The 22,923-nt window shown below is 38.6% G+C and carries 20 protein-coding genes; 7 read left to right on the top strand and 13 right to left on the bottom strand.

Translation table 11 applies throughout. The annotated features are described in order from the left end of the window. Positions 1-79: 79 nt before the first annotated feature. On the bottom strand, positions 80-1,084 hold the full coding sequence (locus M992_RS02795) for a glycosyltransferase family 8 protein (protein WP_053907232.1): 1,005 nt from the start codon (positions 1,082-1,084) through the stop codon (positions 80-82). Positions 1,085-1,207: 123 nt separating this feature from the next. Between M992_RS02795 and mutM the strand changes: the two genes are divergently transcribed. Continuing rightward, positions 1,208-2,017, top strand: a complete 810-nt coding sequence (gene mutM, locus M992_RS02790; protein ID WP_053907231.1) for a bifunctional DNA-formamidopyrimidine glycosylase/DNA-(apurinic or apyrimidinic site) lyase — start codon at positions 1,208-1,210, stop codon at positions 2,015-2,017. A 6-nt stretch (positions 2,018-2,023) separates the two neighbouring features. On the opposite strand, the gene coaD is transcribed toward mutM, so the two are convergent. Continuing rightward, entirely contained in the window at positions 2,024-2,515 is a 492-nt protein-coding gene (coaD, locus tag M992_RS02785; RefSeq protein ID WP_047255853.1) for a pantetheine-phosphate adenylyltransferase, read from the bottom strand. 252 nt (positions 2,516-2,767) lie between these two features. Here coaD and waaA point away from each other — a divergent pair, with 252 nt between their 5' ends. Further along, the gene (gene waaA / locus M992_RS02780; protein ID WP_053907230.1) at positions 2,768-4,045 is read left to right on the top strand and encodes a lipid IV(A) 3-deoxy-D-manno-octulosonic acid transferase; all 1,278 of its coding nucleotides are present in this window, start codon (positions 2,768-2,770) and stop codon (positions 4,043-4,045) included. Positions 4,046-4,282: 237 nt separating this feature from the next. Continuing rightward, positions 4,283-5,758, top strand: a complete 1,476-nt coding sequence (locus M992_RS02775; protein WP_053907229.1) for an ArnT family glycosyltransferase — start codon at positions 4,283-4,285, stop codon at positions 5,756-5,758. A 39-nt stretch (positions 5,759-5,797) separates the two neighbouring features. Here M992_RS02775 and rfaC read toward each other — a convergent pair whose 3' ends face one another. The 5 genes from rfaC to envC all read right to left on the bottom strand — a co-directional run bounded on the left by rfaC (position 5,798) and on the right by envC (position 11,260). Further along, positions 5,798-6,763 carry a lipopolysaccharide heptosyltransferase RfaC gene (gene rfaC / locus M992_RS02770; RefSeq protein WP_053907228.1) on the bottom strand — a complete coding sequence of 322 codons (966 nt, stop codon included), beginning with the start codon at positions 6,761-6,763 and terminating at the stop codon, positions 5,798-5,800. Beyond that, a complete protein-coding gene (rfaF, locus tag M992_RS02765; RefSeq protein ID WP_053907227.1) occupies positions 6,763-7,812 on the bottom strand; it encodes an ADP-heptose--LPS heptosyltransferase RfaF in 1,050 nt (349 codons plus the stop codon). Before rfaF ends, rfaC begins: the two co-directional genes overlap by 1 nt. A 19-nt stretch (positions 7,813-7,831) precedes the next feature. Then, positions 7,832-8,764: an ADP-glyceromanno-heptose 6-epimerase gene (gene rfaD, locus M992_RS02760; protein ID WP_053907226.1), complete on the bottom strand. Its 933-nt coding sequence runs from the start codon at positions 8,762-8,764 to the stop codon at positions 7,832-7,834. Positions 8,765-9,029: 265 nt separating this feature from the next. Next, positions 9,030-10,016 carry a divergent polysaccharide deacetylase family protein gene (locus tag M992_RS02755; protein WP_053907225.1) on the bottom strand — a complete coding sequence of 329 codons (987 nt, stop codon included), beginning with the start codon at positions 10,014-10,016 and terminating at the stop codon, positions 9,030-9,032. A 2-nt stretch (positions 10,017-10,018) separates the two neighbouring features. Further along, positions 10,019-11,260, bottom strand: coding sequence for a murein hydrolase activator EnvC (envC, locus tag M992_RS02750; protein ID WP_248842477.1), 1,242 nt, complete (start codon positions 11,258-11,260; stop codon positions 10,019-10,021). Positions 11,261-11,840: 580 nt separating this feature from the next. On the opposite strand from envC, the gene M992_RS02745 reads away from it, so the two are divergent. From M992_RS02745 to cysE, 4 genes are all read left to right on the top strand, one after another. Further along, positions 11,841-12,278, top strand: coding sequence for a rhodanese-like domain-containing protein (locus M992_RS02745; protein ID WP_047255844.1), 438 nt, complete (start codon positions 11,841-11,843; stop codon positions 12,276-12,278). Between the two features lie 135 nt (positions 12,279-12,413). Further along, on the top strand, positions 12,414-12,887 hold the full coding sequence (gene secB / locus M992_RS02740) for a protein-export chaperone SecB (protein WP_047255843.1): 474 nt from the start codon (positions 12,414-12,416) through the stop codon (positions 12,885-12,887). Continuing rightward, entirely contained in the window at positions 12,887-13,921 is a 1,035-nt protein-coding gene (gene gpsA / locus M992_RS02735) for an NAD(P)H-dependent glycerol-3-phosphate dehydrogenase (protein ID WP_047255842.1), read from the top strand. Before secB ends, gpsA begins: the two co-directional genes overlap by 1 nt. Positions 13,922-13,990: 69 nt before the next feature. Then, entirely contained in the window at positions 13,991-14,812 is an 822-nt protein-coding gene (gene cysE, locus M992_RS02730; protein WP_047255841.1) for a serine O-acetyltransferase, read from the top strand. 133 nt (positions 14,813-14,945) lie between these two features. Here cysE and trmL read toward each other — a convergent pair whose 3' ends face one another. From trmL to M992_RS02700, 6 genes are all read right to left on the bottom strand, one after another. Then, entirely contained in the window at positions 14,946-15,449 is a 504-nt protein-coding gene (gene trmL / locus M992_RS02725) for a tRNA (uridine(34)/cytosine(34)/5-carboxymethylaminomethyluridine(34)-2'-O)-methyltransferase TrmL (protein ID WP_047255840.1), read from the bottom strand. 164 nt (positions 15,450-15,613) lie between these two features. Continuing rightward, positions 15,614-16,642, bottom strand: coding sequence for a UDP-glucose 4-epimerase GalE (gene galE / locus M992_RS02720; protein ID WP_047255839.1), 1,029 nt, complete (start codon positions 16,640-16,642; stop codon positions 15,614-15,616). A 197-nt stretch (positions 16,643-16,839) separates the two neighbouring features. Further along, positions 16,840-18,918: a polysaccharide biosynthesis tyrosine autokinase gene (locus tag M992_RS02715; protein ID WP_053907223.1), complete on the bottom strand. Its 2,079-nt coding sequence runs from the start codon at positions 18,916-18,918 to the stop codon at positions 16,840-16,842. A gap of 52 nt (positions 18,919-18,970) precedes the next feature. Then, complete coding sequence (locus M992_RS02710; RefSeq protein ID WP_053907222.1) at positions 18,971-19,399, bottom strand: arsenate reductase/protein-tyrosine-phosphatase family protein; 429 nt, start codon at positions 19,397-19,399, stop codon at positions 18,971-18,973. Positions 19,400-19,407: 8 nt separating this feature from the next. Further along, positions 19,408-20,553 carry a polysaccharide export protein gene (locus M992_RS02705; RefSeq protein ID WP_053907221.1) on the bottom strand — a complete coding sequence of 382 codons (1,146 nt, stop codon included), beginning with the start codon at positions 20,551-20,553 and terminating at the stop codon, positions 19,408-19,410. 675 nt (positions 20,554-21,228) lie between these two features. Then, positions 21,229-22,668, bottom strand: coding sequence for a capsule assembly Wzi family protein (locus M992_RS02700; RefSeq protein WP_053907220.1), 1,440 nt, complete (start codon positions 22,666-22,668; stop codon positions 21,229-21,231). Positions 22,669-22,923 lie beyond the last annotated feature (255 nt).

Below are 22,923 nucleotides of genomic sequence, written 5' to 3'. Positions count from 1 at the left end.
AAGTAATAAAGTAATAAAGTAATAAAGTAATAAAGTAATAAAGGTAAGTTATAAATTATTATTTATAACTTACCTTATGTTAAAATTTGTTTTTTATTTTTAGATGAATATATTTCAAATGAGAAATAAAACTAGATAAATATTTTTTTTGTAATCGTTCATGTGATGATTTTTTCTTCATTTGCTTGATTGTATTTGGAGCTTCTAGAGGAATATTATTCCATATTGATGATTTATATATATCTAGAAAGTATTTTGATGAGGGATAATTGCCCCAAATATGCCAAGGTTTACTTACACCTACATAATGAATTAATTTGATATTATCAGTTAATACATTTTTATATAATTGAATATCTTTGTTTTTAAGTTCAGTATCTACACCATAAAAGAAATTATAAGCTTTATTCAAATAATAAACTTTATTATTCATGATAACATTGAGAGTATCTTGATCTGGAAACAAGGAGTTATCTATATTTAATTTTAAATGTTCTAATGTTTTTTGTGTAATATTTTCATTTTTCCATAAAATTAAATTAGCTAACATCATTCCAGAATTAAAATAAAGGCCATCTTTTATAATATTTATTTCTCTTGCTCTCTCTTGTAATTTTTTAGTATCAGGTACAGCGGCTAATATTTTATCAGATAAATCAAGAGAGTTTAGATCTGATATATTACCTTTGCACATAATATCAGCGTCTAAATATAATGCTTTAGTATAATTCTCAGACAATATATCGAAACCTATAATTCTATAGTAAGTAGCATAAGGCCATCTTTCTGTGCAAGGTAAAAAGGATAAATTATCATTATTTATAATATAAATTATTATATGAACTTTATTTTTTTGTGCTGTTTCTTTTAGATGCTCTATTGATGTTTTAGATATTTTATCTGTAAATAAATGAAATCTATATGCATTATTATTATATTTAAGAATTGATTCTATTGAAATAGCTGCACCTAATAAAAAATTAGATGTTATCCCATAAATAATATCTAATATAGAGTCATCGTTTTTTTCTGAAAAATCAATCTCAATTTTTTCTGAAATTATTTTAGAGTATTGGAAGTACATATATAACCTATAGTAAATAACTTTAATAAAAGATGTCTACGATTATCTCATATGTATGTTATATATTATATAGAGTAGTTAATATTTTTTATTTATGAAATCATTATTTTAGGATTTTTCTAAATGCCTGAATTACCTGAAGTTGAAACAAGTCGTCGGGGAATTGAACCCCATTTAGTCGGCAATACTATCCAATATGCTGTTGTGCGTAATAGTCGGTTGCGTTGGCCTGTTTCAGAGCAGATATTACGGCTTGCCGATGAACCTGTTTTTAGTGTTCAACGGCGTGCTAAGTATTTATTATTAGAATTGAAACATGGCTGGATTATTATCCATTTGGGCATGTCTGGTAGTTTGCGTATTTTGACTGACTATATTCCAGAACAAAAGCATGATCATGTTGATTTAGTCATGGCAGATAAAAAAATTCTGCGTTATACCGATCCGCGTCGATTTGGTGCATGGCTATGGACCGATAATTTAGCGGATTGTTCTGTGCTATCTCATTTAGGACCAGAGCCTTTATCTGAGGATTTTAATTCAGATTATTTGTATGCTTTAGCACAAAAGAAAAAAACAGCTATAAAACCTTGGTTAATGGACAATAAAATTGTAGTCGGTGTGGGAAATATTTACGCGAATGAGGCTTTATTTGCCGCACATATTTCTCCGGAGCGCACGGTAAACAGTTTATCTCGCGACGAAATCAATCAACTTGTCTTACAAATAAAACGAGTATTACAACATTCTATCGAGCAGGGGGGGACAACACTGAAAGATTTTTTACAATCGGATGGTAAGCCAGGTTATTTTGCTCAAGAATTATTTGTATATGGTAAGAAAGATGAACCCTGCTCGATATGCGGTCATTTAATTGAGAGCATTAAACAGGGTCAACGGACGACTTTTTTCTGTCGACATTGTCAGAAGTAATGATGATTAATTTGTTTTTTGGTTTAATTTTTGCGTCATTGCTTCGACTACGACTTCAGGTAAAAAGGATGAGATATCACCATTATGGCGGGCGACATCTTTTATAAGTGATGATGAAACAAAAGATAAATTTTGTGAGGGTAATAAAAATACTGTTTCAAGTTCAGGCACAAAATGTCGATTCATATTGGCTAACTGCCATTCATATTCAAAATCTGATACTGAACGAACGCCACGAATAAGCACGGTAGCTTGTTGTTGTTGAGCAAAATTAGCCATTAATTCACTGAAACCGACTACTGTGACATTTTGTAAATGATCAGTGACCTGTGTGGCTAACTCAACTCGTTCTTCTAGCGAAAACATAGGATTTTTGCGTTCACTGCTGGCAATAGCGAGAATAACCTGTTCAAACATATCCGCAGCGCGAGTAACAATATCTAAGTGGCCGAGTGTAATAGGATCGAATGTACCGGGATAAATTGCTTTGTTTTTCATAAAAGGCGAGCTCTTATCTTTTGTTTTATCGGATTGATGGGTGTGGATGATTTTGAGTTAGAGTCAATGATTTACTTAGCACACTAAATTTTACTCCACAGTAGCGGCTATTAGTCTTCGATGCAATATCATTGCGATCAATGACATCAGTATTAAGGGCGACATACGTCAATTTTTATCAATATATTCTGCACACTTTCATTGTAGGTTTGTGTTAATATAGCGCCAATTTTAGTTAGTGAATTGAAGCGAATGTTACTGCGTTTATATCAGGTACTTTTATATATCATTCAGCCCCTTATATGGGTGAGACTATTATTACGTAGCCGTAAGGCACCTGCGTACCGCAAACGTTGGCTAGAGCGCTATGGATTCTGTGCGGGTAAAGTGGGAACCGGTGGAATATTACTGCATTCTGTTTCTGTGGGAGAAACCTTGGCTGCGGTTCCTTTAGTTCGCGCATTACGCCATCATTATCCTTCATTACCGATAACCGTTACTACTATGACACCTACCGGCTCAGAGCGCGTATCCTCTGCATTTGGTGATGATGTCTATCATGTTTATTTACCGTATGATTTACCCGGTTCGATGCGTCGGTTCCTAAATCAGGTTGATCCCAAACTGGTGATAGTGATGGAAACTGAATTGTGGCCTAATTTTATTAATCAGTTGAATAAACGCAATATACCTCTGGTTATTGCCAATGCTAGGTTATCTGAACGTTCAGCCGCGGGTTATCACAAATTAGGTAATTTTGTAAAAAAAATTCTACGTAAGATAACCTTAGTTGCTGCACAAAATCAGGAAGATGGCGAGAGATTTATTGAATTAGGCTTACGTCGTAAGCAATTATTTGTTACGGGTAGTTTAAAGTTTGATATTTCAGTTACGCCTGAGTTAGCGGTTAAAGCGGTAACATTACGTCGTCAATGGGCGGCCCATCGCCCCGTTTGGATTGCTACCAGTACTCATGAAGGTGAAGAAGAAATTGTTTTAGCCGCTCATGCACAATTATTAAAGCAGTTCCCCAACTTATTGTTAATTTTAGCCCCTCGTCATCCGGAGCGTTTTACAGTCGCTGAAGAGTTAACTCGAAAAGCCGGGATGAAATATGTATTGCGCAGTGCGAATACTATTCCGGCAAACGATATCCAAGTAGTGATTGGCGATTCGATGGGTGAGCTGATGTTACTGTATGGGATTGCTGATTTAGCCTTTGTTGGCGGAAGTTTAGTTGAGCATGGTGGGCATAATCCACTTGAAGCTGCGGCACATGCGTTGCCTATTTTGGTCGGGCCGTATACATTTAATTTCAAAGATATTTGCAGTAAATTGGCTCAGGCTGACGGGTTAATTACGGTGACTGATAGTGATTCTTTATGCCAGGCAGTAACTAGTTTGTTATCTGATGAGGATTACCGACTGTATTATGGCCGTCATGCTGCTGAAGTTTTACATGAAAATCAAGGCGCATTGCAGCGGTTATTGCAATTATTAAAACCTTATTTGCCACCAAGAGAGCAATGAGCTAATTTTATCTCAGGTTGCCTAGGCTAACTATGTTTAGGCAATCAGGATTCGCATTATTGTGCCTGATTAGATAAAATAAATTGTATTAATAGCGTTATTGAGAACAAGATATTATCTCCTGATCTGACTTATTATCCTCGGTAAACTATAGTAGAATCCCTCATTCGTATGACTTTACGCCAGTCTGGATAAAGGCATTAGTCACATTAATCCTTTAAATATATAGTAAAAAATATGCCTGAATTGAATAAGCAGAATTCAAATGGTTTCCTGTATTTATGGGTGATGGCTTATGCCATTCTCTGGACGCTTGGAAGCTATTATCTCGATCCTACCGTTCCCTATGATGCTGTTGAAGCGGTTAATTGGGGAATTAATGGTGAATGGGGCTCTCCTAAAAATCCGTGGTTCGTAGGTTTTGTGATGTGGCCAGCCATTCATCTCTCACTTCCTTTTGATTTTTATTGGTATTTTATTCATTTCTTCGGTATTGCTATCGGCATGCTTGGGGTTTGGCATTTATCTTATCGCTTGACCCAGCGAAAAGATTTAGCTTGGTTTGCATTATTAATCCTGAATCTTTCTGGAATAATTAATTTCGACATTATTCCGTACAATGATAATTATATTTTAGTCACTTTTTGGGCATGGATTATTTATGCCTTTATACGTGCCGTTTATGATAACCCCGCATGGTGGTTATTATTTTCTCTGTGCTCTGCACTGGCAACGATGGGGAAATATTCAACATTAGCCTTAGTTGGCTCAGTTTTTTTATTAACCTTATTTGTGAAATCAGTGCGTCAATGTTATCGACAACCAATTTTTTATGTCGCGCTTATTTTGTGGTTTGCATTAGTTTTACCTAATTTTTTCTGGTTAATGGCCACTGATTTCTCTGCTTTTAAATGGGTGGATTCACAGATAGCTCCGGGATTTAATCTTCATACCACTCAAGCTGCTCTGTCAGTATTTTATCCTTTAATTATTGCAGCAATTATTCTGTATTTCGCCGGCGGACGATTTGGCTGGCCTAAACAACAGCCTAACCGTTTGGTTAACTTTATTGTTCTGTTTCCCTTGGCGATAATTTATGGTTGGTTTTCTTTCCATGATGGAGGAAGGATCACCGAATGGTTACAGCCATTTGTGATAGTCTGCGCGCCGTTATTGGTGGGTTCTATTATTCAATATCCTCAAAAATCATTACGCCGTCCATTAATTAGCTTAGCTGTTATTGGGATCTTAGTTTTTGTTGGGTACTGTGTGGTGATGATTGCCAATGTTCGTGGGGCGGGGCAAAAATTTATAGGGATTAAAACGTTAACTGCAGAAGGTCAACAACGTTGGCACGATAAATATGGTCAGCCATTAAAATACGTTGGCGGAGAAGATAACTTATATCAGTGGTTTATTATATATGCTTCTGATCATCCCCATGTCATTCAGCCTTGGACGCTTGAAGACCATATGCCGCCGAATATTTATAATCGAGATATTACTGAAGCAGAAATTCGTCAGCATGGTGCGTTATTATTAGGTAATAAATATGATGATTGCGAACATGAGAATTTTTCTCGAGTACAAAAGTTTTGGCCACAGTTTTCAATTGAAAAAGAAGATGTTATATATCGCTCAGATCCTAACGCTCCGATAAAAACGATGTGCTTTGGCTTTATTGCACCAGATTCAGTTGCGACAAAAAAATAATATTAGAAATAGCAGCCGATAAATATTAGCTGCTATTTCTTAGATATGAGATATTAACTTAGTAAGTACTTGATTGGCTGTTATTGAATTTATTTTATTATCGGGCGCTTTTAATGAATATTGCGCTTTTCCATATCCACCGATTAAACCTGGATCCGTAGGGCCAAATAAGGTGATATTGGGTTTATCCAGTGCGGCCGTTAGATGGCTGAGACCAGTATCGACAGAGACTACTGCTTTAGCATTAGCTATTTGTTGGGCGACTTCTGCGAGGGTTAATTTCGGTAACACTTCGACAAAAGGAAACCCTTTAGCCAGCCTCAATGCGCGCTGATATTCATGCTCAGCTCCCCAAGGTAATTTAATTTTTAATCCACTGGGTGCCATTAACGAGATAAGTTCCCGCCAGTTATCTTCTGACCAATGTTTATCATCGCGGGTCGTTGCATGTAGAAAAATTAAATAATCAGTTTCTGGGTATTCTATTTTTGGTGATAAAAAATGCTTGGCGATACTGTAATCACCTTTTATTTCAGGTAATGGATAGCCTAAACTTAGAGCAAACAATTGGCGAATGCGCTCTACTGCATGTTGTTGTTTATTAACGTGATGACGATAATCATAGAATAAACTGGCGAGTGGCTCACGCACACTTTTGCCATCATAACCATGTTTAGGCCCATGCGCTAAACGAGTGACTAAGAATGCACTTTTCAATAATCCTTGCGCATCAATAACGGCGGCATAGTTCTGTTGTTGTAGTAAATGACGGAATTCGGCCCGTTCTGCCCTTATCGGTGCAGAAAACCAGTTTTTACGCCAACGGCGTATAGCGACGGGGATCACTTGATCAACCGCTTGATGCCAACTAGGAATTTGCGCAAAACCTTCTTCGACTACCCAATCAAAACGAATATTAGGCAGTTGCTGCTGCGCATCGGTCAGTGCTGGTAGAGTATGTAAAACATCACCCATAGATGAGGTTTTGACTAATAAAACGCGCATTAATCGGCTTGTCCTACGGATAATTTATTCAGTGCGTTTAGCACCAGTTCGGGTTTTATATCGATTAAACTTTGATGATAACCGCTGTCCCCGTCCCCTTTACGTACTTTATGGTAACCAGTAATGAGCCGGATTACCTGCGCTTTATTAGATAATGGTGGGGTGAAATCAGGACTACTTGGGCCATAAAGTGCAACCAGTGGTCTATCGAGTGCAGCTGCAATATGCATCAGTCCTGAATCATTACTGATCACTGCATTACAGCCAGCGATAAGATTAACGGCTTGTTCTAGTGAAGTTTTACCTGCCAGATTATAACAATACTGTTGCGCATCATCCGAGAGAGATTGACGTATATCGTCGCCAACGGGGGCATCTTTGTCTGAACCAAATAGTAATATTTGATAACCTTTTTCTGTGATTAAAGTTTGCGCTAGATTGGCATAATGGTAATGAGGCCAACGTTTGGCTGGGCCAAATTCGGCGCCAGGACAAAATCCAATAATGGGGCGTTGTTCAGAAAGACCGAAGTTCTCACGAGTTTTAGTAATTTCGTCTTCAGTAACCTGTAGCTTTGGCCATAACAACGGTTGTGGCAAACAGGCCGCTGAGGTTATTTGGTCTGCGGGATACGCTAACGCGATATAGCGTTGAACCATTAGCGGAAATGCATTTTTGTCTAAAATACGCAGATCATTTAATAATCCATAGCGCATTTCGCCTCGCCAACCTGTTCGGCGGGGTATGTTTGCAAACCAAGGAACCAGCGCGGATTTAAATGAGTTAGGTAAAATATAAGCGTGATCGTACTGCTCTGCACGCAGCTCAATCCCCAAACGGCGACGTTCACCAATTCCTAATGTTCCGTGACCCAGTGGCATTGAAATTGCCTGACGAACTTCGGGCATTTTTGCGAGTAAAGGGCGACACCATGCTGGTGCCATCACATCGATTTCTGCGTGTGGGTGTAAAGCCTTTAAGCTGCGATAAAGGCTTTGAGACATCATCATATCTCCCACCCAAGAGGGTCCGATCACCAATATTTTCATAAAATATTAATTAATTACCTTATTTATTTAACCAAGCCATATATTCAGCAACGCCTTCCGCGACCGTTTTAAATGGAGCGTCATAGCCTGTTGCTCTTAGATTGGTTAAATCTGCTTGAGTAAAACTTTGATAACGGCCTTTAAGTTTTTCTGGGAAATCAATGTGTTCAATAGATAGTTCTTTATCTTGATGATAAGCAATTACAGCATCCGCTACGGCTTGGAAAGATTCAGCGCGACCGGTTCCACAATTATAAATTCCTGAGATTTTATGTTTCCAACACCACAAATTAACAGTGGCTACATCGCCAACATAGATAAAGTCGCGTTGGAATTGTTCACTGCCTTCGAATAATTTTGGATTTTGGCCTTGATTAATTTGCGTATTTAAATGGAAAGCGACACTAGCCATACTGCCTTTGTGGCCTTCTCTTGGACCATATACATTAAAATAGCGGAAACCACATACCGGTGAATTTGCTTCTGGCAATATTTCGCGTACATATTGGTCGAATAAAAATTTAGAGTAGCCATAAACATTTAATGGCTGTTCGTATTGGCGTTGCTCGATAAAATTATCGCTGCGTCCGCCGTAGGTTGCGGCTGATGAGGCATACAGAAAAGGTATTTCTCTATCTAAGCAATAATGTAATAACTCTTTTGAATATTGATAGTTATTATCCATCATATACTTACCGTCCCACTCAGTGGTGGAAGAGCAAGCACCTTGATGGAAAACGGCTTCAACATCACCAAAGTCATCGCCTGCGATAATGCTCGCGATAAAATCTTCTTTATCGACGTAATCGCCAATATCTAAATCGACTAAGTTGGCAAATTTAGTACCATCTTTTAGGTTATCAACGACCAAAATATCGGTACGGCCTTCATCATTTAGTGCTTTTATAATGTTGCTGCCAATAAATCCAGCGCCGCCGGTGACAATAATCATTGGGAATACCTCAAATGAGTTAACGATTTTATCCTAAACACTTCAAGTTACTATCGGGGGAGTAAGCATGAAATTACCCGATTACAGGAAGTATAATAGAGATAATTTAATTCTATATTGTGGCTTATCATAACATTTAACGGCTTTGGCGACAGCACTACTAATAGGATTAACCGCGTAGTTGCATGATAGTTGGTTGGGCGATTCTTGGTGCTAAAATAAAATAGCCAGACATTATTATCTGGCTATGCTTGACTGGCATGGATTATTTATTTTTGGATGTTACGTTAAATAGAGGGGGATTATGATCTTTTAATAATGGCTGTAATTGTGGATCTTGATAAATAGCCTCAGTAATAAACATTAAAAAATCAATACCTTGTCTTGTTTCTGAATCGATAGAGACCGCACATTGCTTAAGCTGATGCTGGATTTTCCCCATCGTTTTCTGGGATGTTTTCTCTGTAGGCGGTTGGTTTTTTGTCGATAAATCTACTTTTTTCTCGGGAATAATATGGTGAGTTATCCCCGGTGTAAATAATGCGCTGACAGCCACGAGCTCTATATCTGCTGGTAATTGAGGTAATTGTTTCTGTAGCGCTCTGACTGTCGATGGATGAGGGTGGCCAATTGCTATTGCACTGCCATGCTTGCGAGCATAAGCAATCGCTTTATTTAATTGAGCGTTAGTTTCTGCCTCTGATTGGGTATTATCGAGAAAAATATTGCGACGTACATTAGGGACAGCAAACTGACTAGCGGCTTTACCCGCTTGGGTATTACCTATCGTAACACTGTCTAAAAAATAGAGGTTATAGTGTGATAACGCTCGCATCACATTAATCATACCGGGGAGGCTAGAGGTCATTTCACTGCCCATATGATTGTTCATCCCTTTAGCGTGAGGCACTTGGCTGATGGCTTTGCGGATAATACGATTAACTTCATCACTACTCATTGATGGCGCAAGGGTATTATTTTCGAGCGGTTGCTTGCTGAGCGGTTTCATCGGCATGTGAATTAATATTTCACGTCCTTGCTGATAGGCTTTTTGCGCAACTTGTTGTCCATGTGGGGAATCGGGCAATATAGCAATAGAGACCCCAACGGGTAATGCTAAGATTTGATTATCTTCTTTTACTCGATAGCCAAAGTCATCAATAACGATGGCTAATCGTGCTGCACTGGCCGAAAAACTAATTATAAATAGCATAACGACTGTAACTAGTTTGTGAGGCCGGCATATTAACATCTTTATCTCCCCAGCCAAGGTCGAGGGTTAACGGTTTTTCCTTGGCGTCGAATTTCAAAATAGAGTGCGGGTTTTTCTTGCCCTCCACTGCTTCCAACTAACGCAATTGGCTGACCTGCGCGTACTTCTTGCCCGACATTTACTAAAGCACTTTGGTTGTAGCCATAGAGGCTCATATCGCCTTTACCATGCTCAATAACGACGACTAGGCCATAGCCTTGAAGCCAATCTGCTAACAGAACCCGGCCATCGGCAATCGCTTTAACTTGGGTTCCTTCATTGGCACCAATCACCATCCCTTTCCAGCGTAATTCGCCAGAAATAGCATCACCGTAGTTATGTAAGGCTTGTCCACGAACAGGCCATATTGCTTGTCCTGCTGGTCGTCCAAGGCCTCCGGTACGAGCCATTAATGAACGTTCGCTTTCATTTGGCTTATAACTTGAACCTGTTTTTTTGGCTTTACGTTCTTTTTCAGCAACTTGAGCTCGAATACGAGCCGCTTCTTTGGCTTCTTTTTCTGCTCGCGCTTTGGCTTCACGTTCTGCACGGGCGATTTTATCGCGCAGACGACTTTCATTTTGCTTCATCACCAACAGATTTTTTTGATCTTCTTTCAGGGCACTTTCGAGAGCGACTAACGTTTGCTTACGGGCTAATTGTGCATTATCCAGTTTACGTTTTTCTTGTTGTTGTTTAGCTAATGCTTTTTTCTGTTCAGCCTGTTTTTGTTGCTCGAGCAACTTTTGCTGCTTGAGCTCATCACTGGTATTTTGTAGCTCGATAATTGTTTTTTCTCGCGCTTGGTTGAGATAATTGTAATAAGCCAAAACTCGCTCTTCTCTAGCGCCCTCTTCACCTTTAAATAATAGCTCAAGTCCTTGGTGTCTACCTTGTCGGAAGGCGGCATCGAGTTGTTGTGCTAATAATTTTTCATGTGCCGATTTTTGTTGTTGCAATCGTTTGATACTGGAATTTAAGCTATTTATTTCTTTATTTAATTGCTCTAATTGATTTTGTAACCCGTGCAAACTGCGACTGGCCGCAGAAATACTCTGCTCTTGCTGTTGTAATTGCTGGAGTAGATTTGCTCGTTTAGTTTGCTGTTCTTTGACACTCTTTTCTTTAGCCGCAATATTTTGCAGTAGGTTTTGTAATTGATCTTTATTTTCACCCATTTGATTTGCCGCAAAGCTCAAAGGGGCGGATAAAGACAATAGACTGCTGGCCAGCACTACCGACATAAGGGAGGAGCGGATAAATGGCATCCGGTGAAATTTTTTAGTGGCCATTCTTATTTATCACCTTGAATGAACATGAGGCTGATGATCTCATTGAGTACAATAGATTGCCGTCATTTGGCGTCTTAATTTTAATTTTGGAAGCCAGCGAATCGTGCTTAATTTTAATTTATCTTATTGAATTAAGCGATATTATAACATTATCACTGATTTACTTTATTAAGCTAGGATGAATGTCTTTTTTAGCCCACAGGAATATGTCTATTACTATGAAATATCTAGGTTTTTATTTATTGCCATACTGTAATTAATTGCGAAAATGAATAGATTGAGATTATTCTGATCTGTGGATTACTTAGTCACCCAGTACCCTATAATAAAAATTATTTTTGTGGTGATCGAGCAATAAAGAGTATGTTGCTGATAAAATTTTGTGCATTTTAACCTGTTTTTAACTATTTATGCGGACTATTTTGTAAAAAAACACCGACAGTTTGCGCTAACTGGCTGTAATTAAGCCGACACAAAGGTATACTCTGAAGCCTTTGATATCTATTTTAACCTACGGGAGTGATTGCCCTCCATGATGCAAGAAATCATGCAATTTATTAGCCAACATATGGTATTGAGCCTAGTTTGGGTAGCGTTGCTTGTCGCCGTGATTGTAATAACTTTTAAGGGAATGTTCTCTAAATCAAAAGTAATTACTAGTGGTCAGGCGGTTCAGTTAATCAACAAACAAGAGGCTGTGGTGGTAGACCTGCGTTCGCGCGAAGATTTCCGTAAAGGGCATATCATTGATTCGATTAATCTAACACCTTCTGAAATTAAAGATAATAATTTAGGTGAATTGGATAAATATAAGCAAAAACCAGTGATTATTGCTTCCGCAACCGGTATGGATGGTAATAAGCCAGCAGAACAATTGATTCAGCATGGCTTTGAACAGATTTTCATTCTAAAAGATGGCATCTCGGGCTGGACTGGTGACAACTTACCATTGGCTCGCGGTAAGAAATAATTTGTCTCTATTGCATTTTGAGTTGTCGGCGGATAGACGGATATAGTGAAGCTATATCAGTAGCTTACCTCTTGAATTGTAGAGTAGATATTCTCAAAACTCATATGGACGTTAAGTTAAAAGGTAATAATTATTATGTCAGAACAAAACAATCCAGAAATGGCATTTCAGATCCAGCGTATTTATACTAAAGATGTTTCATTTGAAGTACCCAATGCTCCACATATTTTCCAGAAAGAGTGGCAACCAGAAATTAAATTGGATCTGGATACCTCTTCTACTCTGTTAGCGGATAGTGTTTATGAAGTTGTTCTGCGTGTAACTGTTACGGCAAATCTGGGTGAAGAAACCGGTTTTCTGTGTGAAGTACAGCAAGCAGGTATTTTCTCCGTTGAAGGTATTGAAGGAACACAATTAGCTCATTGCTTAGGGGCTTATTGCCCGAATATCCTGTTCCCATATGCTCGCGAATGTGTGACTAGCCAAGTTAGCCGTGGTACTTTCCCACAACTAAATCTGGCCCCCGTTAACTTTGATGCGTTATTTATGAACTACTTGCAACAGCAGGAAGCTCAAGCGCAGACAGGTGAAGTTCCACAGGAAAACTAATGAATACTGCTTCAATGACAGTAGTCGGTGCCGGCTCGTACGGCACCGCTTTAGCCATTACTTTAGCGCGTAATGGCCATCAAGTCGTATTATGGGGCCATGACCCGGCCCATATTACTCGCTTGCAACAAGATAGGAGCAATCAGGCTTTTTTGCCTGGCGTTTCCTTCCCTGATAATTTATCCCTTGAAACTGATTTAAAACAAGCAGTTCAAGCCAGTCACAATCTTCTTATTGTTGTACCAAGCCATGTTTTTGGTGATGTACTGACACAAATAAAACCCTTTTTACAGTCGAATTCTCGAGTTATTTGGGCCACTAAAGGTTTAGAACGTGATACTGGTCGTCTGTTACAAGATGTGGCTCGTGAAGTATTAGGCAATGAAATTCCACTGGCTGTGTTATCAGGACCAACATTTGCGAAAGAACTAGCCGCAGGATTACCCACAGCAATATCGGTGGCAGCTACTGATCCCGAGTTTGGGGAGCAATTACAGCAATTATTCCATTGTGGTAAAAGTTTCCGTGTTTATAAAAATCCAGACATCATCGGTGTGCAATTGGGCGGAGCAGTCAAAAATGTTATCGCTATTGGTGCAGGAATTTCTGATGGTATGGGATTTGGCGCAAATGCCCGTACGGCATTAATTACGCGAGGCTTAGCGGAAATGAGTCGTTTAGGTGCCGCATTGGGGGCTGATCCCTCGACCTTTATGGGCATGGCGGGACTTGGGGATTTAGTGTTAACTTGTACGGATAATCAATCACGTAATCGTCGTTTCGGTATGATGTTAGGCAAAGGTATCGGTGTTGAAGATGCTGAAGCAGATATTGGCCAAGTAGTTGAAGGTTATCGTAATACTAAAGAAGTCAAAGCATTAGCCGAGCGTGTTGGTGTCGAGATGCCAATTACAGAACAGTTGTATCAGATACTGTATTGTCATAAAAATGTCCTAGAAGCAGCTAAGTCATTACTCGGTAGAGCAACTAAAGATGAAATTGCTGATATGCATTTTATGCAAAAGCCGGAATAATATCAGTCAGTTATAACTGAGATATTATAGCAAAAATAGCACCAACAGGTTATTAAGCAGGTAAATATTATGTCGCGAGAAGAGCTGGAAAGAGTATGGGCGCATATTAGAGAAGAAGGCAAAGCTCTTGCTGATTGTGAGCCTATGTTGGCCAGCTTTTTTCATGCGACACTGCTAAAACATGAAAATCTCGGTAATGCGTTAAGCTATATGTTAGCCAATAAGCTGAGCACACCTATCATGCCTGCTATCGCGGTGCGTGAGATTATTGAAGATGCTTATCAACATGATGAGCAAATGATTATATCCGCCGCGATGGATTTATCTGCAGTACGCCTACGTGATCCCGCAGTGGATCAATATTCAACGCCATTTCTTTATCTAAAAGGTTTCCATGCACTACAAGCTTATCGTATTGGACACTGGTTATGGAACGAAGGGCGTAAAGCGCTGGCTATCTATTTACAAAATCAAATCTCAGTCTCTTTTAGCGTAGATATTCACCCCGCAGCACGTATTGGTTGTGGCATTATGTTGGATCATGCAACCGGGATTGTCATTGGTGAGACCGCTATTGTTGAAAATGATGTATCGATTTTACAATCAGTGACATTAGGTGGAACAGGAAAAACCTGTGGTGATCGTCATCCTAAGGTCCGTGAAGGAGTGATGATCGGTGCCGGCGCAAAAATACTGGGGAATATTGAGATTGGGCGGGGGGCTAAAATTGGTGCGGGCTCAGTCGTATTACATCCTGTCCCTCCCCATACCACCGTCGCAGGTGTTCCGGCGCGTATTGTGGGTAAACCAAATAGTGATAAGCCATCTTTCGATATGGATCAAAACTTTAACGGTATGATTTATGGTTTTGAATATGGTGATGGAATTTAGTTTTTGATTAACTAACAGTCATCTTTGATGAAAAGGCTCGGTGTAATAATACATACCGCGCCTTTTTTTATACTGAATTTAATTCAATAAATCATATTGTTACAAATAAAGCCTAAACCTATAAATTTTACAGTTAATCTCTCAGCATGGCTCCGGGATAACCGAGCTGGCGCCATGCCTCAAATACTACCACGGCAACAGAATTAGATAAGTTCATACTGCGACTATCGGCTAACATAGGAATACGTATTTTTTGTTCAATCGGCATGTTATCTAAAACATCAGGGGGCAAGCCGCGAGTTTCTGGACCAAACATTAAGTAATCCCCATCGCGATAATTCACATTACTGTGGCTTGGTTTACCTTTCGTTGTTAGTGCAAAAATACGAGCCCCAGAAGACGATTGAGCATTGTCTGAGCTGAGCCCTTCACTGGTTAGAAATGCTTGATAATCATGATGGTGATGTATATCAGCAAATTCACTATAATCAAGCCCAGCCCGGCGTAAGCGTTTATCATCCCATGTAAAACCTAATGGGTGGATTAAGTGCAAGCTAAACCCAGTATTAGCACAAAGACGAATAATATTTCCGGTATTGGGTGGAATTTCAGGTTCGAAAAGTACGATATGTAGCATAGATTTTCTGGCAGAGATAAACCCTGCGTATCAATTAGAGTTCGACAATAAGGTGATTTTACGCTGAAAGTTGCTATGCTGCATTGATTAAATTCGATAAAAAATATCCCATTAAATTAGGTTTTAACGGGATATTTTGGTAATGAGAATAATAACTGGCTATATTATTGAGGGTTATAGCCGTTTGGATTCTTATGTTGCCAACGCCAAGTATCATCAGCCATATCTTGAATCGAGTATTTGGCTTTCCAACCAAGATCGTTCAATGCTTTTTCTGGGCTTGACCAACATTCGGCAATATCTCCTGGACGACGATCAGCCAGTTGATATGGAATTGGTTTACCTGCCGCTTTCTCAAACGCAGCGATCATTTCTAATACGCTAGTGCCTTTGCCGGTACCTAAGTTATAAATATGCAGTCCAGATTGTTGGCTGACTTTATTAAGCGCCGCAATATGGCCATCAGCTAAATCCATGACATGGATATAATCACGCACACCTGTTCCATCGATTGTCGGATAGTCAGCACCAAAAACAGTTAGTTTTTCGCGGCGACCTACAGCAACTTGTGCGATATACGGCGTCAAATTATTAGGAATACCGCTTGGGTCTTCCCCCATCAAACCAGAGGCATGTGCTCCCACTGGATTGAAGTAGCGTAACAATGTAATGGACCAATCTTGTTCCGCAATATGTAGGTCGGATAAAATTCGTTCCACCATATATTTACTGGTACCGTATGGATTGGTGGTCCCGCCCACTTTAGAATTTTCAGTTAATGGAACTTCTTCTGGATCGCCATAGACGGTAGCAGAGGAGCTAAAGATTAAACTTTTGATCCCGGCCTGCTGCATACTCTGTACTAAAACCAGCGTACCATTAACATTATTATCATAATATTCAATAGGTTTACTTACTGATTCACCGACAGCTTTTAAACCAGCAAAATGAATGACTGAGGCAATGGAATGAGCTGCAAAAATGGAATCAATTAAGGCTTTATCTCGGATATCACCTTGATAAAAAATCGGTCTGATGCCAGTAATTGTTTCAATGCGGGATAAAACTTCCAGATTAGAATTACAGAGATTATCTAAAATAACAGGCTGTATTCCTTGTTCTATCATCTGAATACAGGTATGACTACCGATAAAGCCCAGTCCACCGGTGACTAACACCATTGTTTTATTCATTATCAATTTCCCGAGTCTATTTTTTGTGGCTACTTTAAGTCGTTATATTGCAGATAGACGGTCAAGGGCTAGAGAGTCTCTCGAGAAGATAACCGTGAAATAGGTATTTTTCGAGAGACTGAGAATAGCTTAATAACCGTCTATCAAATAGTGCAATAAACCCGATAAAATGCTATCGATTGGATTAATGACTATTATTAATACTCATAAACATAATTATAATCATCTGATCTTGCATCAATACCATTCAAGATCACACCCGTTATTTCGATATCATTTTGTTTAAAGCGTTTTAATGATAACTCAATATCTTTGACGGTATTTACACCATAGTAAGCAATTAATAATGAGGTACCGACATATTTACCAATCACCGCAGCATCAGTTATCGCAAGTATTGGTGCGGTATCAATCACGACAATATCATATTGTGATTTTAGATTATCTAACATGTCTTTAAAGCGTTCGCTCATTAACAGCTCAGAGGAATGAGTGACATTCTTACCACGACAAATTACATCAAGATTTTCGATTACATTGTGATGGATAACGGGTTTATTGCTGTCCATTTGTGACAAATACTCAGATAAACCCAATTTGTTATCTAAACCAAACGCTTTATGAATTCGACCTTTACGTAAATCGGTATCAATAAGCAGGACTTTTTTACCCGCATTGGCTAAAACAACCCCCATATTTGAGGTGATAAAGCTTTTACCTGCACCCGGTGACGCACTGGTGACCATCACGAGATTATTGCCTTGATTCATTACTGAGAAATATACGCTGGTACGTAATGAACGAATGGCTTCTACTGCGGTATCTGCTGGGTTCTCTAATGCTAGTGGCTGCATATTTCCATTCATAATCAATTTTTTCTCATGACTAGAAAATGGAATAGTGGCATATACGTTGACACCTAGAGCATCAATATCTTCGGTACCTTTGATTTTATTATTAAATAGTTCGCGGGCAATGACATACGCACAACCAATAATAAAGCCTAAGATCAGTGACAGCGCCAGAATTAATGATTTTTTCGGGGCAACCGGCTGAGGTTGTGATTCTGCGGAGTCAATCACGCGAACATCGGCAGTAATCCCTGAGTTCATCACACTGAGTTCTTGTTGCTTACCTACAAGCTGATTATAAATTGCTTGCTCAGATTCAACATCACGCGTTAAACGAACAATCTGTTGTTGAGTATTCGGTAATTTTTGAATATTTTTACTGATCAGCGCTTTTTCATTTAATAGTTTTTGGCGTTTATCAATCAGAGATTGGTAAGCTGGGTGATTACGGGTATAGAGTTGTTGGATTTCAATCTCTTTGAAGGTTAACTCATTAAGTTTATCTTCAACTTGTAACGCACTTTCTAACGCCGATTTAGCTTCTAAAGATAAATCAATAGATTCATTCTTTTTACGGAACGTGTTTAGCTGGTTTTCATAATTATCCAGTTTAGCTTTAACTTTAGGTAGATAATCATCGAGGAAAATTAAGGTATTATTAGTAACTTCTTTTTTACGATCAGTATTTTGTGCGACATAGTTTTGAATAATACTGTCTAAAATTCTTATATTTTCAGTTTTATCCGCGCCTTTAATCGTCAGGCTAATAATGCCGGTCCCTTTACCAACTTCAGATAAATTAAGCGTATTACGCAGTTCATCAATAGTTGAGTAACGGCCGTTTTTGGTCAGTGTGAATTCTTCGCCAGTTTCTGCTTCGATAGAAGATATTAATAGGCTGATATCATCATGCTGAACTAACTCGCCAATCTTTCCTTTTAAAACAATAGTGTCTAATTTTAGTGAAAATTGATTATCGCCAAGATAGGTTAAAGTAGCGGGTTCGCCAACTAAGGCATCTGGAATCGAATAATGAGTAATATTGATCTGCGGATTATTGCCCCACAGTTTATTAAAGAAGCCATCGGTTGAAACTTGAGTATCTAGGTTAAGGTCGGTAACTGTTTTGCCTAAAACCATACGCGATTTGATGACTTCAATTTCTGAATCAACTTGATTTCCGCCACCAGAAAACGGGGATAAATCACCCATTTGATCAAAAAATGATACTTGGCTTTGCTTATCAAATTGTAAGGTGGCATTAGCTTGATAAATAGGTGTAGCTAAAAAGCTATAAGCTGCCCCAAGCAGTAAAAAAACCAGTGTTACAAACCCAATAATTAAATAATGGGATTTAAGAACTTTAAATAAGGCGAGCAAATCAATTTCATCTGCTGCTGTCGAAGGTGATTTTGTTGTGTTCATAGTTATTTAATCATATCAATAAAAAAAGGACAAAGGCGCAAAGGCAATCAGACTAGATTTTGCCTTTCCATTGATGAGCGGCCTTTTCCATTAAAAGGTAGACATGCTCGAACATTTCATCGCTGCGTTTATGCGGATCGGGAATTTCTGTTTTATTTAGCCATTGGCCGAAGAGCATCACCTTACCACGGGTTTCCGGAAACTGGGCATGAACCTTATCGATATGGCTATTTTCCATCACCAAGATTAAGTCAGCTTCACGGCAGAGTTCATTAGTTAAACGGCGCGACTGATGGTTATTCAAGGGTAAATTATGCTGTTGAGCAATCCGAATCGTACTCTCATACGCAGGCATATCATTTTTAGCGATAATACCTGCAGAGTGTACTTTTTTGTCTGGGTATAGATTTTGCAGTAACCGCTCCCCGGTAGGGGAACGGCAGATATTGCCCATACAAACTACTAATATATTGTTAAACATATAATCGATTACCAATCTTTAATTCGTTTAGTACCTTCAGTTAACTGATTATAGGCAGCGATGGTCGGTAACAATTGAGTAATCAGACGGTTCCATCTTACGATTGGAGCAGCTGTTACATAGACTAAATCGTAAGGTTTTAATCTAAACTCAGTACCCATAACTAACGAGGTGGCATCAGATAAATCTAACTGATAGATAGCCGCCATTTTTTTCGGTAATAAATCATCCAGCTGTTTATCTCCGGAGGATTGATTTTTTAATGGGCGAATAACAAACACACCCGTTGCATTCGCGGTATTTTGATCAATACCATTTGATTTACTTAATGCTTCGGTGATACTCATTCCAGCACGGTCGATAGTTAATGTTGATGGTTGGCCGACTTCACCCATTACAAACACTTTTTGTCCATCATTACGTGGTACATAAAGCACATCGCCAGGTAGCATCAGATAGTTTTGAGTTTGATCGCCATATTGAACTAAGGACTGTAATGAAATTTTAATTTCTTGCCCATTACGTGTGAGCACCACATTATCCCAATCGGCTTTTTCTGTTAATCCACCAGCATTATTAAATGCTTCTAATACCGTCAATGGTACGTTAGTGATTGGCAGTGTCCCTGGCTTAGCTACTTCACCAGAAACATACATTTTTTGTGAGCGGAACGCTGAAATACTAACGTCGATTTGTGGTGATTCAATATAAGTTGCCAAGCGGTTACTGATTAATGAGCGAATTTCAGTGACTGTTTTACCAATAACGTTGACTGAACCAATATAAGGGTAATAAATAGTACCGTCAGAATGTACCCAGTTACCAGAATCAGCAGCACTACGGTATGAACCGGCAGGAATAGTTAACTCAGGGTGATCCCAAACAGTAATATTCAGGACATCGCCGACACCAATACGATATTCATAGCTTGCCAATTGTTGTTCTAAAAGAGTATTAGGTTTGGCAATATCGTGTGGAATATACAGTTCGTCTAATAATTGTGGCGATATAGGATAGATATCAACAAATTTTGAAATATCACGGTCGCCAGTATCAACAACATTCTTGCCCGTTGTTGACATATAGACACCCGGGGTGACGGTACAGCCCGTCAGTGCAGTTAGCATAAAGACAGCAACAGAAAGGCGTTTCATAAACACTCATTATCCATTTAATTAAATATAAAAAAACTTAAATAGTGTATTAATCTATCTAAATTCGTATAAATCAGTATGGGGTATTCCTTTCTAGCCGATTGGCAAATAAAAGGTATATAACCCATTTGTGGCCTAGAGTCTGACGTAAATTGCGTTTTATGGCAAAACTTTTTAGTACCAAAATTGTTGATAAGGAATTAGTTTTAAGCATTTCCATAACAGGCCGATGAACTTTAATCACCTTAATCTAGGCAATTCAATTGAATGAGATAATACCGCGCTTAAAATTCGACTTAATCGCATGGTAATACTCAGGTTCTTAATGCATCGAAGTTTAGGATTTATCCTTATCGTTTTTTCAGTACTTTTTATTTTAGTACTTTTATTTCAGCACTTTTATTTGAGTATAATAGCAGAAAATTTATTTTATGACTTAACGAATATTATCTTAAATGAGTGTCTATTCAAATAAGATAGCCAACATTATATACATTAGACTGATTAGTTTTAATAAATAGGTAAATTTTAATAAATATGCGGGATTAGTTTCCAGTATCTTGAGTATTGACACCTTAGCTAGAGATTTTATTGGTAAATCTCGTGGGATAATAAAATTGGAGCGATTAAATAAGACCACAGTATAAAACTGCGGTCTTATTTATTATCAATAGGTTACCATTTAAAAGGAACGGTGACAGCAACTGAGACACCGACATCATTATGTGTATCAGTATCTGTTTTGGATAACCAAACTTTTGAGTCAGTAATTACACGGTCATTGAAATTATACCACCAGCCAACATCAACTCCTTTGATAGTATCATCTTTAGGAAAGGCTTTATTTTGCCATTGGCTTTGAGGATTAACTGTCGCGTACATTACTCGGGTACTAACGCGCTGATGATCATCTAAAGTATATTCGACTTTACTGGAAATCATGCGTCCATCACCGCCCATCGCATGGCCTAATGGATAGCCTTGTTGATAATATCCTGCGTGATAAACAAAATGTCTATACATCACACCCTTATTACTCCATTCAGTACGGGTATTGGCACCTTCAATATACCAATTTAATGGCTGGCCGTAGAGAGAATGGTGGCCTTCTATACCTGCCATATAAGCATTATGGGACGGTAAATAACCGGCTTCATCTTCGCCAATATATTGCCCATAAACACTTAGAGGAAGCTCAATAAGAGGAAAGAGTTTTAATTTAAAATCAAAACCAGCTAGTTGATTGCCGGGATCTTTTTTGACATCACCGGTATTTGAGCTACCTGTTGTTGCATCCCAAAACGATTTCCAATTGGATGGGCGCCCATCACCGGACCACATCATTACACGAGAGCCGCCTAATTCAAGATAATCGGTAGGATTCATGGTCATTCGTAAACCGAGCAGCTTGACACCGGATTGTACGGGATATTGTTTTATTTGCCCGGCAGTTAATTGGTATTGCCATGAACCAATCCAAGACAACCATTTGGAATCAAATGGGCTTTGATCTGCACGTTGCATCAAAAAACCGGTAACTGGTCGAGCAGCATCAGTTCGAATTAAGCTACCATCATAGCCAGGACCCCACCATTGAGGTATTTCACCGAAGGCCAGCCATTGATTCCAAATTTTAACGCCCCCGTATGATCCATTGAGATTATAATCCGAACCATTTTCTACCCGAAGATCGCGTTCTGCATTGGCTTTTAGATTTAAATCAACGTTATCAGTACTATAATTGCCTGCTAAGGTATAACGGAAGTCGCTATATTCGCTATCAGCAAAGCCTTGTGGCATTGATGGATGGCCAGAGGAAAGATAGGTTTGTAATTGTAGGGTATTTTTATTTCTATTAAGTTGTTGTTTTATGCGCTGTATAACGTTTTTTTGTTCATCATTAGAGATATTGGCGTTATCCAATGAACGGGTTATTTCTTGAGATGAAAGCGGCCAAGTTGATAGACTGATTTGAATAACATTACGCTCAGATAACCAAGCTAAATCATTACGTAAGTTATTATCAGGGAGTACCAGCCCACTAGCGATTGCACTACTATTAATCGCTCCGAGTAAAGCGAAGAGTGCAAGTTTGTTCAATTTGTATATTTTCATTCGTTTTTCCGCTTACTTAAGTCAATAACCCCGTATTAATTAGTTTAATAACAGGTCAATTAAAGATAATGAAGTTGGATAAATTTATATTCTTCTAATGATACTTGAGAGTAGAGTATATCTATATTAAGGAAAACTACTAAATTATTTATTGTAATAAATCATAGCAAATATAAAGTAAAAGATAATGAAATCTTTGATTTTTACTGTATAGATTTATCAATCATAAGGATTTATTTCCTGATAAATTATAGT

The sequence above is a fragment of the Moellerella wisconsensis ATCC 35017 genome (assembly GCF_001294465.1).
Classification (GTDB): Bacteria; Pseudomonadota; Gammaproteobacteria; order Enterobacterales; family Enterobacteriaceae; genus Moellerella; species Moellerella wisconsensis.
This window is presented reverse-complemented; position numbering and strand designations above follow the sequence as displayed.

Bases quoted from the DNA above. Each gene is read 5' to 3' on its own strand.
- M992_RS02795 (WP_053907232.1), bottom strand. From the start codon at position 1,084: ATGTACTTCCAATACTCTAAAATAATTTCAGAAAAAATTGAGATTGAT.
- mutM (WP_053907231.1), top strand. From the start codon at position 1,208: ATGCCTGAATTACCTGAAGTTGAAACAAGTCGTCGGGGAATTGAACCC.
- coaD (WP_047255853.1), bottom strand. From the start codon at position 2,515: ATGAAAAACAAAGCAATTTATCCCGGTACATTCGATCCTATTACACTC.
- waaA (WP_053907230.1), top strand. From the start codon at position 2,768: ATGTTACTGCGTTTATATCAGGTACTTTTATATATCATTCAGCCCCTT.
- M992_RS02775 (WP_053907229.1), top strand. From the start codon at position 4,283: ATGCCTGAATTGAATAAGCAGAATTCAAATGGTTTCCTGTATTTATGG.
- rfaC (WP_053907228.1), bottom strand. From the start codon at position 6,763: ATGCGCGTTTTATTAGTCAAAACCTCATCTATGGGTGATGTTTTACAT.
- rfaF (WP_053907227.1), bottom strand. From the start codon at position 7,812: ATGAAAATATTGGTGATCGGACCCTCTTGGGTGGGAGATATGATGATG.
- rfaD (WP_053907226.1), bottom strand. From the start codon at position 8,764: ATGATTATTGTCACCGGCGGCGCTGGATTTATTGGCAGCAACATTATA.
- M992_RS02755 (WP_053907225.1), bottom strand. From the start codon at position 10,016: ATGTTAATATGCCGGCCTCACAAACTAGTTACAGTCGTTATGCTATTT.
- envC (WP_248842477.1), bottom strand. From the start codon at position 11,260: ATGTCGGTAGTGCTGGCCAGCAGTCTATTGTCTTTATCCGCCCCTTTG.
- M992_RS02745 (WP_047255844.1), top strand. From the start codon at position 11,841: ATGATGCAAGAAATCATGCAATTTATTAGCCAACATATGGTATTGAGC.
- secB (WP_047255843.1), top strand. From the start codon at position 12,414: ATGTCAGAACAAAACAATCCAGAAATGGCATTTCAGATCCAGCGTATT.
- gpsA (WP_047255842.1), top strand. From the start codon at position 12,887: ATGAATACTGCTTCAATGACAGTAGTCGGTGCCGGCTCGTACGGCACC.
- cysE (WP_047255841.1), top strand. From the start codon at position 13,991: ATGTCGCGAGAAGAGCTGGAAAGAGTATGGGCGCATATTAGAGAAGAA.
- trmL (WP_047255840.1), bottom strand. From the start codon at position 15,449: ATGCTACATATCGTACTTTTCGAACCTGAAATTCCACCCAATACCGGA.
- galE (WP_047255839.1), bottom strand. From the start codon at position 16,642: ATGAATAAAACAATGGTGTTAGTCACCGGTGGACTGGGCTTTATCGGT.
- M992_RS02715 (WP_053907223.1), bottom strand. From the start codon at position 18,918: ATGAACACAACAAAATCACCTTCGACAGCAGCAGATGAAATTGATTTG.
- M992_RS02710 (WP_053907222.1), bottom strand. From the start codon at position 19,399: ATGTTTAACAATATATTAGTAGTTTGTATGGGCAATATCTGCCGTTCC.
- M992_RS02705 (WP_053907221.1), bottom strand. From the start codon at position 20,553: ATGAAACGCCTTTCTGTTGCTGTCTTTATGCTAACTGCACTGACGGGC.
- M992_RS02700 (WP_053907220.1), bottom strand. From the start codon at position 22,668: ATGAAAATATACAAATTGAACAAACTTGCACTCTTCGCTTTACTCGGA.